The sequence below is a fragment of the Variovorax beijingensis genome, assembly GCF_007828835.1.
Taxonomy (GTDB): Bacteria; Pseudomonadota; Gammaproteobacteria; order Burkholderiales; family Burkholderiaceae_C; genus Variovorax; species Variovorax beijingensis_A.
Genome location: NZ_VIVL01000029.1, coordinates 1 through 13,358, shown reverse-complemented (window position 1 = coordinate 13,358; position 13,358 = coordinate 1). Strand labels below are relative to the sequence as shown.

Here is a 13,358-nt window from a genome sequence, read left to right as displayed (position 1 = left end):
CGGGACCACCGGATGACTCGGTGCGCCGAGGACGCCCACATGGGCGCGGGTTCGGCATACTCGCTAGTCAAAGCCGTTTCCACACGGCCTCGGCCAGAAGCCGCCGTTGGGGTCACCCCTCCGGTTGAAGCAAAGCAGCACCATCCTCGACAGCAGAAAGAAGAACGATGTTGCAAGTTTACGGATAGTCGCCAATTTCGAGGCGCTCCGCCCAGGTAGGGCCCGGGCGTTCTACCAAGATGTCCTTGGCCTCGAGCTCTTGACGGACTATGGCTGGAGCCTGAGTTGAGCAACGGCCGGAGAAGGCGCTAGCTCTCGACCGGCAGTTCACCCGTGCCACTTCGACGCACGAATGACGGCGCACATGTCGACGCGGTGAAAGTGCGGATCCTTGCATGCGAGGAAGTCGTCGTTGAACGTGCCCACGGTGCTGTCGGGACGGTGCTTCAAGCCTTGGTAAAAGGCGTCAACGATCCCGCTCTTGAAATCGCATTCCCGCGGAAACGCAGCGAGCACGGCTTGGCGCTCCGCAGCAGTGAACTGGTCGTAGCTGCGGCCGGCAACGTCCATGCCGGCGCCCGCTTGCACCAATGCGATCTCCGCCCGCATGAACTGCGGAATTCCGGGCGTCGTGTGGAGAGCCACGGCGTTCCAGACCGTCTCGACTCCACTTTCGGAAATGCCGTGGCTCCGAAGAAAATCGCGCGCCGCATTGGCACCGTCGACTTCAAAACGAAGCTGGCTGTTCCCGTAGCGCGCGGTCAACCCGACGTCATGGAACATGGATGCTGCGTAGAGCAGTTCGGGATCGAACTTCAACCCTGCCCGGCGGCCCGCGAGCGCGCCCCAGCAATAGACGCGCAAGGAGTGGTGGTAGAGCAGGTCGCTTTCGGTGTCGCGAATGAGCTGCGTCAGCTCACGAGCGACCTGGCTGTCCGGAATGCGGATTCCGGAGACTTCTTGAGGTGTCATGATGATCTCTCGCGGTTGATGAAATGACGCGGGCGTCACCGCGCGGAGTGCTCTTCGGGAAAGCCGACGATCCGTGCGAAGTCGCGGAGGTGCTCGCGTGGCGTGACAATCTGGTTTACCGGGGCATGCGGGTCGCCATGTCCCATCGACATGCCGAAGGCTGTCACCTCGCAGGGCTCCATCTGCAGGTGTGTGGCGATCACGTCATGAAAGGGTGCAAAGGAGACCTGCGGACAGGTGTCGATGCCGCGGGCCTTCGCCGCGATCATCACGTTCTGGGCGAACAGGCCGAGGTCGATCCAGCTGTGCGGCCTCAGCCTGCGATCGATGGTGAACAAGAGTCCCACCGGTGCACCGAAGAAAGACAGGTTCTGCTCGGACTGGCGCGCCCGCGCGGCAGCATCGGTCCGATCGATTCCGAGGGATTCGTAGTAGCGCGCTCCGAAGTCCTGCAGCCTCGCGCGAAACACGTCCGGCAATGGGTCGGGAAAGTGTGCCGGCGCCGGAACAGCGCCGGCCCGCGAAGCCGCGAGCAGCGCATCGGCGAGATCATCCTTCACCGTACCAGTGACGACGTAGACGCGCCAGGGCTGGATGTTCGCGCCGCTCGGCGCCGTGACAGCGTCCTCCAGGATGTCCTCCACCAGCTTACGGTCGAGTGGCTGCGGCTTGAACGCACGAACCGCGTGCCGCGAGCGCATGACGGCCGAGACGCATTGGGCAATGGCCTTCTGGCCCAAATCACGTACTGAGTTGTCCATCGTCTACTCCTGCGGTGCAGAGTGGTAGGAGATCCGCCCCGAAGGAAGGAAGAACAGCGCGATGACCGCCCCTCCCTTGGCTTCCGGGTAGTGCTTGCTGCCGGGTGCAGGCGCGGTCCAGCCGCCGTAGCACCATCCACTCGGGCCGCATAGCGCCGCGCCGAGGGTGACGGGCACGACCATGTTGAACTCGCCGTATGGATGCCCGTGGTATTGGCCGCGGAACCGGTGGTCGGGATGCCCTTGGTGGTTGCCGGTGCTGTTCATGTACACCGCGGTGATACTGAAGTGCAAGGTGCGGTCCGACGGTTCGGCGACGCGGCTTCGGCGGTAGCTGGGACCGTCGATCTCCACGTTCGCCGCCCAACCCTGCTTGACGCCCGACTTCACGAGTCGGCAGAGGGTCTGATACAGCTCGCTTTCTGGTCCGTACTTCTCGTTCAGCCAGCGCTCCACCAGCGGACCGGCGGTCATGTACTTCACTTCTTCGAGGAAGGGAATGCAGCGCTCGATGAGCGCCTCGCGTGCGCAGAGGGGTGTCTCGGTGGTCATCTTCAGTGCTCCGGCGGTTAACTTGAGGGCAATCATGGGCGCTGACCGAACTGAAGGGAACTGCTGCTTTTGCAAGCTCATAATGCACGCCATTCATTGCAGAAGGGCAAGCATGAGCATTGGCCGAATGGACCTGAACCTGCTGAAGGTGTTCGATGCCGTCTACGAGGAGCGCAATCTGGTCCTCGCGGGCAAGCGGCTCAATCTCACCCAATCTGCGGTAAGCCACGCGCTCGGAAGGCTGCGCGAGCTGGTCGGCGACGAATTGTTCATGCGAACGGGCAAGGGAATGGTTCCTACCGGGCGGGCTGCAGCCATGGCCCCGGCTCTGCGCGATGCCCTGCGTCGAATCGAGACAACCCTCGGTGTCGAGCCCTTCGCTCCGGCAGAGTCGTCCCGTCGCTTTGTCATTGCCGCGAACGATCATCTGACCTCGGTGATCATTGCACCGCTCTCGCGCGAGCTTCAGCACGTCGCCCCCCGCGTGGAGCTGGTGATTCGGCCCTCCACGCGGCTTGACCTTGCGGAGCAGATCGACCTGGGGCGGATCGATCTCGCTATCGGCATCTTCGCGCATGTGCCCGACCGATTGAACTCGCGCACGCTGATGTCGCAAGGCGAGGCCATTTTGATGCGGCGCGGTCATCCCGCGTCACGCCGGAAGCTCACGCTGCGTGACATGGCCAAGTACCCGCTTGTGACCGTTTCCGTCGGCGGCCAGGAAGAAGGCGCCGTCGGCGGATTCATTCTGGAGCGCGGCCTCGCACGCCAGTCGGAAATGTTCGACCGGCAAGCGCTCGAAGAGGCGCTCCAGGCGGAACAGGAAGCGCCACATGCGCGCGTCACAGTGCCGCACTCCCTGGCGATACCCGAACTCCTTCGTGACACTGACATGCTGTCCATCGTCCCCGCCTCGCTTGCAGTGGCGCTCGTGAAGGACCGCGATCTGCTGCGTCGGCAACCGCCTTATCAGGCCGGAACTTCCACCATTCGCGCGGTCTGGCATCGCCGCGACGAGCACGAGGCCGCGCACGTGTGGTTGCTCGACATGGTGGCAAAGATGGCCCGTGCCGCCGAGGAATCGCTCGGCTAGTAAGCGCCGCCGCCGAAGTGCACGGCGTGCATTTCGTGGCTGAAAAGACATCAGTTCCCTTGGAGCTGCGGAGCAACCATCATTCGGTGGCAAGGCCATCCCTATAGGGGCACCTTCACCGTTTCACCAAGGAGAACCCACATGAACAACAACTCACGGCTCGCTGCCAGCCTGGTTGCAGCAGCCTCGGCCGGCCTCTTGTGTGCTGCCGCGGCGGCGCACGAGCAGAGCGAGAAAGTCACCCCCGCGCTTCAACAGGCCATCCCCAATATTCCCGGCAAGTCGCTGACCGCGGTCGTGGTCGACTATCCGCCGGGGGCCGCCTCGCCCGCCCACATGCATGCGAAGTCCGCATTCATCTACGCCTATGTGGTTTCGGGTTCCATCGAGTCGCAGGTGAACGACGGGCCGAAGCAGTTCCTGCGCGCCGGCGAGAGTTTCTACGAGCCACCTGGCGCGCGGCACACCGTCAGCCGCAATGCCAGCAGGATGAAGCCCGCGAAGCTGCTGGCGGTCTTTGTGACGGACACCGGGGACTCTCCGCTGACCACCCCTGCAGCCGAATCCGAATCCATGGAGAAGAAGCAATGAGCCAACGTCTCGACTACAACCAACTCGCCCCCGCTGGCATCAAGGCGCTCGGCGCCGTCTACGGCTACGTCGCCCAGAGCAGCCTTTCACCCGTCCTCGTCGATCTCGTGTACCTCCGTGTCTCGCAGATCAACAACTGCGCATACTGCCTTGACATGCACACGCGGGACCTTTTGAAGAAGGGCGTGCCCGTGGAAAAGCTTGCGCTGCTGCAGGCCTGGCGCGAGGCCGGCGACCTGTTCGATCCTCGTGAGCAGGCAGGCCTGGCTTGGGCGGAGTCGGTGACGCGCGTTGCCGATTCGGGCGTGCCCGATGCGGACTTCCAAGCCGCAAGGAGGGTCTTCGACGAGCGCGAGCTGGTGGACCTCACCATCGCGATCGGCGTGATGAACACCTACAACCGGATGGCGATCAGCTTTCGGAACACTCCCCAGGCCGCACAGCCCAAGTAGGCCGGAGCACGTCTGGGCTCCGGGCGGTCGGGCGCAAGTACGGTTTCGTTGGCGCTTCCTGCAGCGCTCTGGCCTGTACTCCGCGCGGGTATGAGGAACATCGCGTGGGCGACGGCTTTGGGCCCGTTGCGGAAGTTCGTCATCCCGAGAAAGCGGTCGTTCGGGTTGGCGCCTCAACACGTCCGGCGCTTCCGGGCAGTTCTGCTGAAGCGAAGGCCGGAAACGAGTCTCCCTGCAGTTCGGTCCCAGTCAATTCTGCTGACCACCACTCCTCAGGTTGCTTTGATTCCAAACCGCTTGATGATTTCGCCGTAGACCTGGGTCTCCCGGCGCATCCGCTCAGCAAAAGGTCCTGCCGGCATCGCGACGAGGTCAGTGCCGAGAACTGCCAGCCGCGAGCGCGAGTCACTGCGGTTGAGGACGGAGAACGCCGCCTTTGAGAGGACATCGACAATCTCAGGCGGTGTCTTGGCAGGAACAAGCAGGCCGTACCAGGTGACGAAGTCGTCGTTCTGCATCATGCCGAGCGCCTCGCCAAGAGTCGGTACGTTCGGCATCAACGGCGAGCGCTTTGGCTGCGTGACGGCAAATGCGACCAGCTTTCCACTGTTGATATGCGGCAGTACGGGCGGTGCGCCGACGAGTGCGAAAGTCACCTCCCCGCCGAGCGCGGCGACCGTGGCAGGGCCGGCACCCTTGTACGGCACATGCATGATGTCCATGCCGGTCTGCATGCGCAGAACTTCGACGGCAATGTGCTGTGGCGAGCCATTGCCGGGCGTGCCGATACCGATAGCGCCCTTCTTCTTGGCTGCGTCCAGCGCCTCGCGCAAGGTTTTAGCGCCAAGTGAGGGATTGGCGACCAGGATATTCGGCGACTGGGAAACAAGTACCACGGGCGCAAAGTCGTTCACCGCTGAATAGCTCGTCTTCGCCTGTAGCTGCGGCGTGATGTTGAGTTCCGGATTACCGGCCAGCAGTATCGTGTAGCCGTCAGGCTGCGCTTTCGCCACGACCTCCGCACCAAGCATTCCGCCAGCGCCCGCGCGGTTGTCCACGACGACAGGCTGGTGCAACTCTTCGCCCATGCCCTGGGCCAACATGCGGGCAACTGCATCGATGCCGCCGCCGGCTGCATATGGCACAACCATGCGAACGGGCGCGCTGGGATACGAGGAGCGCGCCGCATACGAAGGCGATGCGAGCCAGCCAGCTGACGTTGCGCCAATCAGGGCGAGCATTGTTCTGCGTTTCATGTCTTGTCTCCTTGGTTCGCCTGATTCGTCGCGTTACTCAGCCGAGGATGCGTCCGGGATTGAGGATGTTCATCGGGTCCAAGGCCTCCTTGAGTCGCCTCATTAGTGCGATTTCCCCTGCGGAGCGAGACACCGAGAGGTAGTCCTTCTTCAGACGACCAACGCCATGCTCGGCACTCACCGTGCCGCCGCAGCCGCGCAGAGCACCGTACGCGATTTCATCCACCTCATGCACACCGGCCTCGTCGACCGCGCCGCTGATGAGATGCAGGTTGTTGTCGCCCAGGTGCCCAAGGAACAGGTGCTCGGCCCCCGGCAGCTTCGCCTGCAATTCGGTGTCCACCTTCTTGAGGTACTCACCCGTGCGGGCCCAGGGAAGTCCGATGTCAAGCGTCGCCGCCGGCTTGAGATGCGTGAGGACCTCCGGGATGGCTTCACGAATGCGCCAGAAGGCTTCTCGATGCGCCTCACTTGCAGCGATTGCGCAGTCGCTGACCTCGCCGGTCTCAATGGCGTGCTCAAGGGCCGCCTGCAACGCCTCCTCCATGGGCTGACCAGCATTTCCGGCGGCCTCAATCAGGACATGCCATGCGCCTTCGACTGGTAGAGGCGCTACGGCGCCTGTCAATCGGCACGCCAAGCGCACATAGCGGTTGGACATGAATTCGAAGGCGCACAGCGCACTGCCCAAGGTCCGCTTGAGCGAGCGCAGCAAACAGGGCAGCGCCTCGAATTTCGAAGCGGAGACCCAGGCCGCTGCCGTCTGCCCCATCGGTGGATGCAAACGGAGGGTCAATCGCGTGATGATGCCCAGCGTGCCTTCGGTGCCAATGAAGAGGAATCGCGGGTCGAGTCCTGCGCTGTTCTTCACGAGACGGGTGAGGGAGGGCACAACGCTTCCGTCCGGCAGCACGGCCTCCACCCCCAGTACCGAATCCCGCATCGTCCCATAACGAATCACACGAATGCCGCCGGCATTGGTGGCGGCATTTCCACCGACCTGGCAGCTGCCTCGCGCTCCCAGGTCCACCGCAAACATCCACCCGGCCGCTGCCGCCGCCTCTTGCACTTGTTGAAGCGTTGCGCCGGCTTGCACCTGCATCACCCCTTCCAGCGCGTCGATGTCCTCGATGGCATTCATTCGCTCGAGATTGATGACGATGTCGCCGTCGGAAGGAACAGCACCTCCGGCCACCCCGGTCATGCCGCCCTGCACGGTGATGGACAAGCCCTCTTGCCTGCAGCGCTGCACCAGGGCAGCCACTTCCTCCGTGCTTCGCGGGCGGTGCACTTCACGCGGTCGCCCGACCGTGAGGCCGCTCCAATCGCTCAGGAAGCGCTCTTCGATTTCCGGGATGGTCGTGCTCATGACAGGCTCTCTTCCGGCTTTGCCGAGACCGGGGTCGAGGTGGACGAGCCGAGCTTGTGCGCAGCGTCGATGCCACCGTGCCTTTCAATGAGCTCCGCTTGGTCGGCCTTGGCCTGCCTGTCGACGAGCTGCGGGTCGCAGATGGCGTAGAGCGCAAGACGCATGTTTTCCAGCACCCCGGCATAGGTCGGATCCTCAGCCAGGTCGCGCAGTTCTTCCGGGTCTTCCTGCAGGTCAAACAGCTCGGGGCGGAAGCCCACGTAGTGGTGGTACTTCCATCTGCCTTTGCGCAGCATGAATCCGGCCGAGTTGCTGCCGGCGGCGTGGTACTCGCTGAGAATGGGGCGGTCCGGTTCGGGTTCCGACATCGCAACCTCCAGCAGCGAACGCCCCGGCCGGTCCTGCATCTCAGGCGCGGGGTCAATTCCGGCGCCCTCGAGGATGGTTGGGAACAAGTCCAGCAAGTCGACCGGGGTCTCGCAAACAGATGCTGTGATTCCGGGGCCTGCCATCAGCATGGGAACCTTCACGCTCTCTTCATAGAGCGTTGATTTTCCCCACACGCCGCGAGCGCCCAGGTTGTCGCCGTGGTCCGACGTGTAGATGACCTGCGTGCTGTCCGCCAGCCCCGAGTCGTCGAGGGCACGCACTATCTGACCGACGTTGTGGTCGAGCCAGCTGCACAAACCGTAGTAGGCCGCGAAGGCGCGTAGGCGCTCCTGCGCGTCGGCGAAGCGGTCCTCCGAGCCCATGAAGTCCGCGTACTCCTGCACCCAGGGGTGCCGTTGATAGCCGTTGCTCGGATGGAGCTTGGGCTCGGGCAAGCTGTCCAGCGGATACAGGTTGAAGTACTCGTCAGGTACAACGAAGGGGAAGTGCGGCGCGACCAGGCCCACGTACAGCACGAAGCTGTGCTCTTCGTTTCGCGCAGCTGCTTCCTTCAACCACTGCACCGCACGTTGGGTCACGGCACGGTCGTATTGGGTATAGGACGATTCCCCCGCACCGATGCGTTCTCCCAGCATCCGCGGGCCGTCCACTCGGGGACGGAAGGGGTCGCGAATGGAGGCCCAAACCATCCCATGGCCGCCGACGACGTGCATCGGCAGGTGCTCCTCGTCGAATCCCGCCGGGTCCTCCACGCTGCGATAGTGCAGCTTGCCAATGCTCTCCACGCGAACATGATGTTCCTGCAGCACATGGCCCCAGCCGCGCTGTTCGCCGGTATAGGGCATGGCGTTGTCCCACAGCCGGATCTGATGCACGCGAAGGCCGGTCGCGAAGGCCGCACGCGCTGGAACGCAAATGGGGCTCGGCGTGTAGGCGTTTGTGAAGCGGATGCCGCGCCTGGCCAGCGCGTCGAGGTGGGGCGTCTTGACGAAGGGATGGCCCGAACACCCCATGATTCGCGGGTCATGCTCATCGGACATGATGACCACAACGTTCTTTCCTGGCATGTCTTGTCTCCGGTTGCCGGAGCCTCAGGGGCTCCCATGCATCGGAGTGTGGGCAATGCCAGCGCTCGAATCCAATACCGTCTTGGACTGGGGGGGCTTCAGATTTTCTTATGGCCTGGTTCGATGAGCCGACCGTACAGCAGGCCAGCCTCCAATCGCTGGCGGACGACCTGTGCGAGAAGGTCTCGTACGGCTACTGCTGCGGGCGAAAGTGGACGTTCCTGGGGCCAGACGATGGCTTGCACCCGACTCAGGTTCGTGCCGGCGATGGGGCGACCCACGATTGATTTCGCGGCGACAGCCTCGATACAACTGCTTGGGGGCAGGATGGCATAGGCCAGTCCCTCTTTGACGACAGCGACCAACATCGGTGGACTATTCAGCTCGTATTGGACGTCCAGCGGTTGGTCAATTGCGATGGCCGCACGCTCGATGATTTTGCGCAGGTCGTGGGCGCGGTCGGGTGCTGCCAGCGGCCGCCGGGCAAGCTCTGCAAATGCAATCTCCGCCGGTTCTCGCCGCATCAATTTGGCCGCCCCATAGACCATGAAGTGCTCCTCGAACACCGGCACGGCCTCCATCCCCTGCAACTCGGCGGGACTCGGCATCAGGGCGAGCTGCGCATGACCAGCTTCGACTTCCCTCCGTGCCTCAGACGATAGCGCATCGCTCACGGTGAGCCTGATGTCGGGATACGAGGTAGCAACCGCATGCAGGAGCGGCGCGATGACGACGCCGGCCACGGAGCCCGCCACCATCAGTCGGACGGCGCCGGCCGGCAGCGCGTCCCGATCATGAACCTCTCCTCGAAGCGTATCGAAGCTCGCGATGAGGTCCAGGGAGCGGTCATAAAGACGTTGGCCTTCCGGCGAGAGGTCGACCCCTTTGGCATGACGTACAAAGAGTTTGGCCCCCAGTTCGTCCTCCAGCGCAGCAATGTTCTGGCTTAGCGCCGGCTGCGCGATTTGGAGACGCTGTGAAGCGCGCGAGAAGCTGCGGCTGCGCGCAATCTCGACGAAGTACTTCAGCTGACGGAGTGTGATGTGCATGGTGACCGGGGAAGAATAGCCCGGAGTCTCTATTACTGGCCGCCCACGCGTCTACGGGCTTACCCACGCCAGAACCCGTTTTAGGGAGCGACCGCTTTCCGCGCATTTTCCAGGAGTGTGTCCAGTGTCGCCTTCTGGCACTGTAGCCTCACGCCGGGCCGGAGCAACGGGCCCATACCGGCTGTCCGACTTTTCGGAAAGCGGTCGTTCATTCTGGCCGGTCAACGCGCATCGTTGGCTGAGTTCCAGCGCCTGCTCATCGTCTGGTAGTAGGCCTCTTCGGGCCGTTCAAAAGAGGCACCTGCGAAGTCTGACAGTGCTTGCGCCAATGAATCGCTCACAAGTAGGTGGCCGACGGGGACGGAGACGCCAAGGCCAGGCCGGGGCCGTTCAGCACCACGATCTCGCCTCCCTTGGCTGGCGCTCGGCACAAACCTTTCAAGGGTAGAGATGTGCTGGAATTTCTGAATCTCAAAGGCGAGTATTCAGAACCCGACCTAGCTCAGGGTGCTTTCTCCAGCATGCAGTCTATGAAGGCGCGCAGCGCGGCCGGAACGTGGCGCCGGCTGGGGTGATACAGGAACAGCCCTGGCCGTGCAATCGACCAGTCGGCAAGAACCTCCACCAGGCGCTGCTGGGCGAGCAGCGCATCGACTCGTTCGCGATCGAAGGCATAGGCGATCCCCAGTCCTTGCAGTGCAGCAGCGACACCCATGTCTGAATGATTGGTGACCAACGGTCCGTCCACCGCCACTTCGGTCCGCTTGCCCTTCTTTTCGAACTCCCAGCGGTAGGCACTCCCGTCGCTCTGAAGTCGCCAGTTGATGCAGGCGTGGCCTTGCAGATCGGACGGTGACCGCGGTGTACCGCGACGCTCCAGATAGTCCGGGGATGCCACGGCCACCATCTTCACATTCGGCGTCAAGCGCACGGCGATCATGTCCTTCTCCAGCTTGCCTCCGACGCGGATGCCAGCGTCGAATCGACCCGCAACGATGTCGCTCAGTCCGTTTTCGACCACGATGTCCAGTGTGACCTCCGGGTGCGCCCGGTGAAACCGACCCAGGCGGGGGCCGATCACCGTCCAGGCGGCCATCCCGAGGGTGTTGAGGCGCAGCGTGCCGCGCGTCTGACCTGCCATGGCGCTCGCTTCGTTCACGGCATCGGCCATGTCCTGAAAGAGCGGCGCGATGCGCCCGTACAACTGCGCCCCGGTCGCGGTGGTGGCAACGCTGCGGGTCGTGCGATTCAGCAAACGCGTACCGAGCCGCGTTTCCAGCTGTCGGATGGTTTGACTCAGTGCGGAAGCAGACAGCCCCAGATGCTCCGCGGCGCGGGCAAAGCTCGCACGCTCCACCACCGCGGCAAAAGCCTTGAGCTCGGCAAATTCCACTCCGCGCATTGTGTATCGTCCTCTACATAGCTCGTGAAGATTCTAGAAGATTCACTTATTGGTGTGCGACGCGCATCCTTGCCACTTCACTTCCGAGGCGTTGTCACCATGAGCACCCTGACCCTTCCCGATCCCATCTCGGCCTACTTCGTGGCCGACGCGCAGAGCGCCGAGGCACTGGCCCGATGCTTCATTCCACAAGCCAGCCTGAAGGATGAAGGCCACACCCACACCGGCCGCCGCGCGATTCAAGAATGGAAGGCCGCCGCAGCGGCCCGGTACGGGTACAAGGTCGAGCCGTTTGCGCTGCATCAGGAGGAGGGAGTCCAGGTCGTTCGGGCTCACGTGGCCGGCGATTTCCCCGGCAGCCCGGTCGACCTTCAGTATCGCTTTCGCCTCGAACGTGGCCTGATCGCGTCGCTGGAGATCACGGCATGAGCTTCGATCTTCAACTCCAAGGACAGCGAGCGCTGGTCACCGGCGGTACCAAGGGTGTCGGCGCGGCTGTCGTTCAAGGTCTGCGCGGTGCCGGCGTGCAGGTGATGGCCACGGCGCGCTCCGCGCCCGGGCGGTCGATCGGGGACGTAATCCATGTTGCTGCCGATCTTTCGACGGCCGAGGGCGCCGCCAAGGTCGCGCAGTCGGTGCTCGACCATTGGGGCGGCGTCGACATCCTGGTCAACGTGCTTGGCGGCTCCAGTGCACCAGGCGGCGGCTTTGCAGCCCTTGATGATGCGCGCTGGTTCGCTGAACTGAACCAGAATCTCATGCCCGCCGTCCGACTCGATCGCGCACTGCTGCCCGCCATGCTCGCGCAGGGTTCAGGCGTCATCGTCCATGTCAGCTCGATCCAGCGCCTGCTGCCATTGCCCGAATCCACGACCGCCTATGCGGCGGCCAAGGCGGCGTTGTCTACTTACAGCAAGGCGTTGTCGAAAGAGGTGACACCCAAGGGCGTTCGCGTGTTGCGCGTGTCGCCGGGATGGGTCGAGACCGAAGCGTCGGTGGCGCTGGCCGAGCGCCTTGCCGACCAGGCCGGCACCGACTACGAGGGCGGCAAGCGGATCATCATGCAATCGCTTGGCGGCATTCCGCTCGGCCGGCCGGCCAGACCGCAAGAGGTCGCTGACCTGATCACGTTCCTTGTGTCACCACGGGCGGGCTCGATCTCGGGTTCGGAGCACTTGATAGACGGGGGAACCGTCCCGACGGTCTAGGCGCGCCGGGTCCATCGGCAGCTGCATCTCGAACATGAAGCAGGCCAGCGGCCCGCGCATCCCGCGAGGGGTTGTTCGTGTGCGTCCCGATCTCAGATGCGCTCATCGTGTCGCACATCTTTATTGCGTGAATGCGGAAATCTGCACAACGCCGTTTTGCAGAAGTGCAATCTACACGCTTAAACATCTGACTTTGTGGCCATTTCTGCAACCCTGTTCAACGCGTTTTTTTCTACCATTTTCAATCTTCCATCCACTGCTCGGGACCCCCAATGAACTCACTGATTCGCAAGCTTTTCATCGCCGCTGCGACCACCGCCAGCATCGTCGGCCCCGGTGGCGGCGCACATGCGCAACAGGTGCAGGCAAAAAATGTTGTACTGGTGCATGGCGCCTTTGCCGATGGTTCGGGCTGGCGGGGTGTCTATGACGAGCTGATCAACAGAGGCTACCGAGTCACTATTGTTCAGAATCCTCTGACTTCGTTGGCCGACGACGTGGCGGCGACCCAGCGGGCGCTCGCCCGCCAGGACGGTCCCACGATCCTCGTCGGTCACTCCTGGGGGGGCACGGTCATCACCGAGGCGGGCACCAACCCGAAGGTGGTCGGTCTTGTCTATGTCAGCGCTCTCTCGCCCGACGCCGGCGAGACCACGAGTGAGCAGTACGCCGGATTCAGTGCCCCCGACTTCGTGATCGACACGCAAGCCGACGGCTACGGATTCGTCAGTCTGGAGAAGTTCAAGATCGGCTTCGCCGGTGATGCCAGCGATGCGGACGCCGCGTTCTTGCGTGACTCGCAGGTGCCGATCAACATGTCGGTGTTTGCGACCAAGCTCAATCACGCCGCATGGCGAACCAAGCCAAGCTGGGCGGTGATCGCGACCGAGGACAAGGCCTTCGACGTGCGGATGCTGCACAAGATGGCCCAGCGCATTGGTGCCACGGTGGAAGAGGTGAAGGCAAGCCATGCGGTCTTCATGACCCAACCGAAGAAAGTCGCCGACGTGATCGATCGTGCTGCCAGGCAAGCGGGGCGCAAGGTCCCGTGATGCCATTGAATGCAAGGCAGTCCGGCTTCACCGGCTGGCCGCGAGGAGGCGTCTTGGTGATTGTCCTCATGCCGCGAGTTCAGCAGAGCTGAACGAATGTTGTGAACGCGTCCTTCGCCGGATCATGGAAAACATACACCGCCG

At 63.2% G+C, this 13,358-nt stretch carries 14 protein-coding genes and 1 pseudogene; 7 read left to right on the top strand and 8 right to left on the bottom strand.

Going from position 1 to position 13,358, the window contains the following annotated elements; all coding sequences use genetic code 11:
• Window positions 1-142: 142 nt before the first annotated feature.
• Window positions 143-277, top strand: a pseudogene (locus FB547_RS33905) (glyoxalase); the annotation flags it as partial.
• Window positions 278-327: 50 nt separating this feature from the next.
• On the opposite strand, the gene FB547_RS33090 reads toward FB547_RS33905, so the two are convergent.
• From FB547_RS33090 to FB547_RS33080, 3 genes are read right to left on the bottom strand one after another with little or no spacing between them, the layout of a single operon-like run.
• Complete coding sequence (locus FB547_RS33090; RefSeq protein WP_145747816.1) at window positions 328-972, bottom strand: HD domain-containing protein; 645 nt, start codon at window positions 970-972, stop codon at window positions 328-330.
• Window positions 973-1,007: 35 nt separating this feature from the next.
• The gene (locus FB547_RS33085; protein WP_145747815.1) at window positions 1,008-1,733 is read right to left on the bottom strand and encodes a nitroreductase; all 726 of its coding nucleotides are present in this window, start codon (window positions 1,731-1,733) and stop codon (window positions 1,008-1,010) included.
• Window positions 1,734-1,736: 3 nt separating this feature from the next.
• Window positions 1,737-2,285 carry a DUF4863 family protein gene (locus tag FB547_RS33080; RefSeq protein ID WP_145747814.1) on the bottom strand — a complete coding sequence of 183 codons (549 nt, stop codon included), beginning with the start codon at window positions 2,283-2,285 and terminating at the stop codon, window positions 1,737-1,739.
• A 112-nt stretch (window positions 2,286-2,397) separates the two neighbouring features.
• Between FB547_RS33080 and FB547_RS33075 the strand changes: the two genes are divergently transcribed.
• From FB547_RS33075 to FB547_RS33065, 3 genes are all read left to right on the top strand, one after another.
• Window positions 2,398-3,378, top strand: a complete 981-nt coding sequence (locus FB547_RS33075) for a LysR substrate-binding domain-containing protein (protein WP_145747813.1) — start codon at window positions 2,398-2,400, stop codon at window positions 3,376-3,378.
• A 141-nt stretch (window positions 3,379-3,519) separates the two neighbouring features.
• Complete coding sequence (locus FB547_RS33070; RefSeq protein WP_145747812.1) at window positions 3,520-3,969, top strand: cupin domain-containing protein; 450 nt, start codon at window positions 3,520-3,522, stop codon at window positions 3,967-3,969.
• Complete coding sequence (locus tag FB547_RS33065) at window positions 3,966-4,421, top strand: carboxymuconolactone decarboxylase family protein (protein ID WP_145747811.1); 456 nt, start codon at window positions 3,966-3,968, stop codon at window positions 4,419-4,421. Before FB547_RS33070 ends, FB547_RS33065 begins: the two co-directional genes overlap by 4 nt.
• 272 nt (window positions 4,422-4,693) lie before the next feature.
• On the opposite strand, the gene FB547_RS33060 is transcribed toward FB547_RS33065, so the two are convergent.
• The 5 genes from FB547_RS33060 to FB547_RS33040 all read right to left on the bottom strand — a co-directional run bounded on the left by FB547_RS33060 (window position 4,694) and on the right by FB547_RS33040 (window position 10,954).
• A complete protein-coding gene (locus FB547_RS33060) occupies window positions 4,694-5,677 on the bottom strand; it encodes a Bug family tripartite tricarboxylate transporter substrate binding protein (protein WP_145747810.1) in 984 nt (327 codons plus the stop codon).
• A gap of 37 nt (window positions 5,678-5,714) precedes the next feature.
• Window positions 5,715-7,046: an FAD-binding oxidoreductase gene (locus FB547_RS33055; protein WP_145747809.1), complete on the bottom strand. Its 1,332-nt coding sequence runs from the start codon at window positions 7,044-7,046 to the stop codon at window positions 5,715-5,717.
• Window positions 7,043-8,503 (bottom strand): sulfatase-like hydrolase/transferase, encoded by a 1,461-nt coding sequence (locus tag FB547_RS33050; protein ID WP_145747808.1) that lies wholly within the window; start codon window positions 8,501-8,503, stop codon window positions 7,043-7,045. The genes FB547_RS33055 and FB547_RS33050 overlap by 4 nt, the downstream gene beginning before the upstream one ends.
• 98 nt (window positions 8,504-8,601) lie before the next feature.
• Window positions 8,602-9,552: a LysR family transcriptional regulator gene (locus tag FB547_RS33045; RefSeq protein WP_145747807.1), complete on the bottom strand. Its 951-nt coding sequence runs from the start codon at window positions 9,550-9,552 to the stop codon at window positions 8,602-8,604.
• A 502-nt stretch (window positions 9,553-10,054) separates the two neighbouring features.
• Window positions 10,055-10,954, bottom strand: coding sequence for a LysR family transcriptional regulator (locus FB547_RS33040; RefSeq protein WP_145747806.1), 900 nt, complete (start codon window positions 10,952-10,954; stop codon window positions 10,055-10,057).
• A 99-nt stretch (window positions 10,955-11,053) separates the two neighbouring features.
• Here FB547_RS33040 and FB547_RS33035 point away from each other — a divergent pair, with 99 nt between their 5' ends.
• The 3 genes from FB547_RS33035 (at window position 11,054) to FB547_RS33025 (ending at window position 13,214) form a co-directional block, all read left to right on the top strand.
• Window positions 11,054-11,383, top strand: a complete 330-nt coding sequence (locus FB547_RS33035) for a nuclear transport factor 2 family protein (RefSeq protein WP_145747805.1) — start codon at window positions 11,054-11,056, stop codon at window positions 11,381-11,383.
• Window positions 11,380-12,162 (top strand): SDR family oxidoreductase, encoded by a 783-nt coding sequence (locus FB547_RS33030; protein WP_145747804.1) that lies wholly within the window; start codon window positions 11,380-11,382, stop codon window positions 12,160-12,162. The genes FB547_RS33035 and FB547_RS33030 overlap by 4 nt, the downstream gene beginning before the upstream one ends.
• Before the next feature lie 272 nt (window positions 12,163-12,434).
• Complete coding sequence (locus FB547_RS33025) at window positions 12,435-13,214, top strand: alpha/beta fold hydrolase (RefSeq protein ID WP_145747803.1); 780 nt, start codon at window positions 12,435-12,437, stop codon at window positions 13,212-13,214.
• The last annotated feature ends 144 nt before the right edge of the window (window positions 13,215-13,358 follow it).

Bases quoted from the DNA above. Each gene is read 5' to 3' on its own strand.
- FB547_RS33025 (WP_145747803.1), top strand. From the start codon at position 12,435: ATGAACTCACTGATTCGCAAGCTTTTCATCGCCGCTGCGACCACCGCC.
- FB547_RS33085 (WP_145747815.1), bottom strand. From the start codon at position 1,733: ATGGACAACTCAGTACGTGATTTGGGCCAGAAGGCCATTGCCCAATGC.
- FB547_RS33065 (WP_145747811.1), top strand. From the start codon at position 3,966: ATGAGCCAACGTCTCGACTACAACCAACTCGCCCCCGCTGGCATCAAG.
- FB547_RS33040 (WP_145747806.1), bottom strand. From the start codon at position 10,954: ATGCGCGGAGTGGAATTTGCCGAGCTCAAGGCTTTTGCCGCGGTGGTG.
- FB547_RS33055 (WP_145747809.1), bottom strand. From the start codon at position 7,046: ATGAGCACGACCATCCCGGAAATCGAAGAGCGCTTCCTGAGCGATTGG.
- FB547_RS33075 (WP_145747813.1), top strand. From the start codon at position 2,398: ATGAGCATTGGCCGAATGGACCTGAACCTGCTGAAGGTGTTCGATGCC.
- FB547_RS33070 (WP_145747812.1), top strand. From the start codon at position 3,520: ATGAACAACAACTCACGGCTCGCTGCCAGCCTGGTTGCAGCAGCCTCG.
- FB547_RS33050 (WP_145747808.1), bottom strand. From the start codon at position 8,503: ATGCCAGGAAAGAACGTTGTGGTCATCATGTCCGATGAGCATGACCCG.
- FB547_RS33030 (WP_145747804.1), top strand. From the start codon at position 11,380: ATGAGCTTCGATCTTCAACTCCAAGGACAGCGAGCGCTGGTCACCGGC.
- FB547_RS33045 (WP_145747807.1), bottom strand. From the start codon at position 9,552: ATGCACATCACACTCCGTCAGCTGAAGTACTTCGTCGAGATTGCGCGC.
- FB547_RS33060 (WP_145747810.1), bottom strand. From the start codon at position 5,677: ATGAAACGCAGAACAATGCTCGCCCTGATTGGCGCAACGTCAGCTGGC.
- FB547_RS33080 (WP_145747814.1), bottom strand. From the start codon at position 2,285: ATGACCACCGAGACACCCCTCTGCGCACGCGAGGCGCTCATCGAGCGC.
- FB547_RS33090 (WP_145747816.1), bottom strand. From the start codon at position 972: ATGACACCTCAAGAAGTCTCCGGAATCCGCATTCCGGACAGCCAGGTC.
- FB547_RS33035 (WP_145747805.1), top strand. From the start codon at position 11,054: ATGAGCACCCTGACCCTTCCCGATCCCATCTCGGCCTACTTCGTGGCC.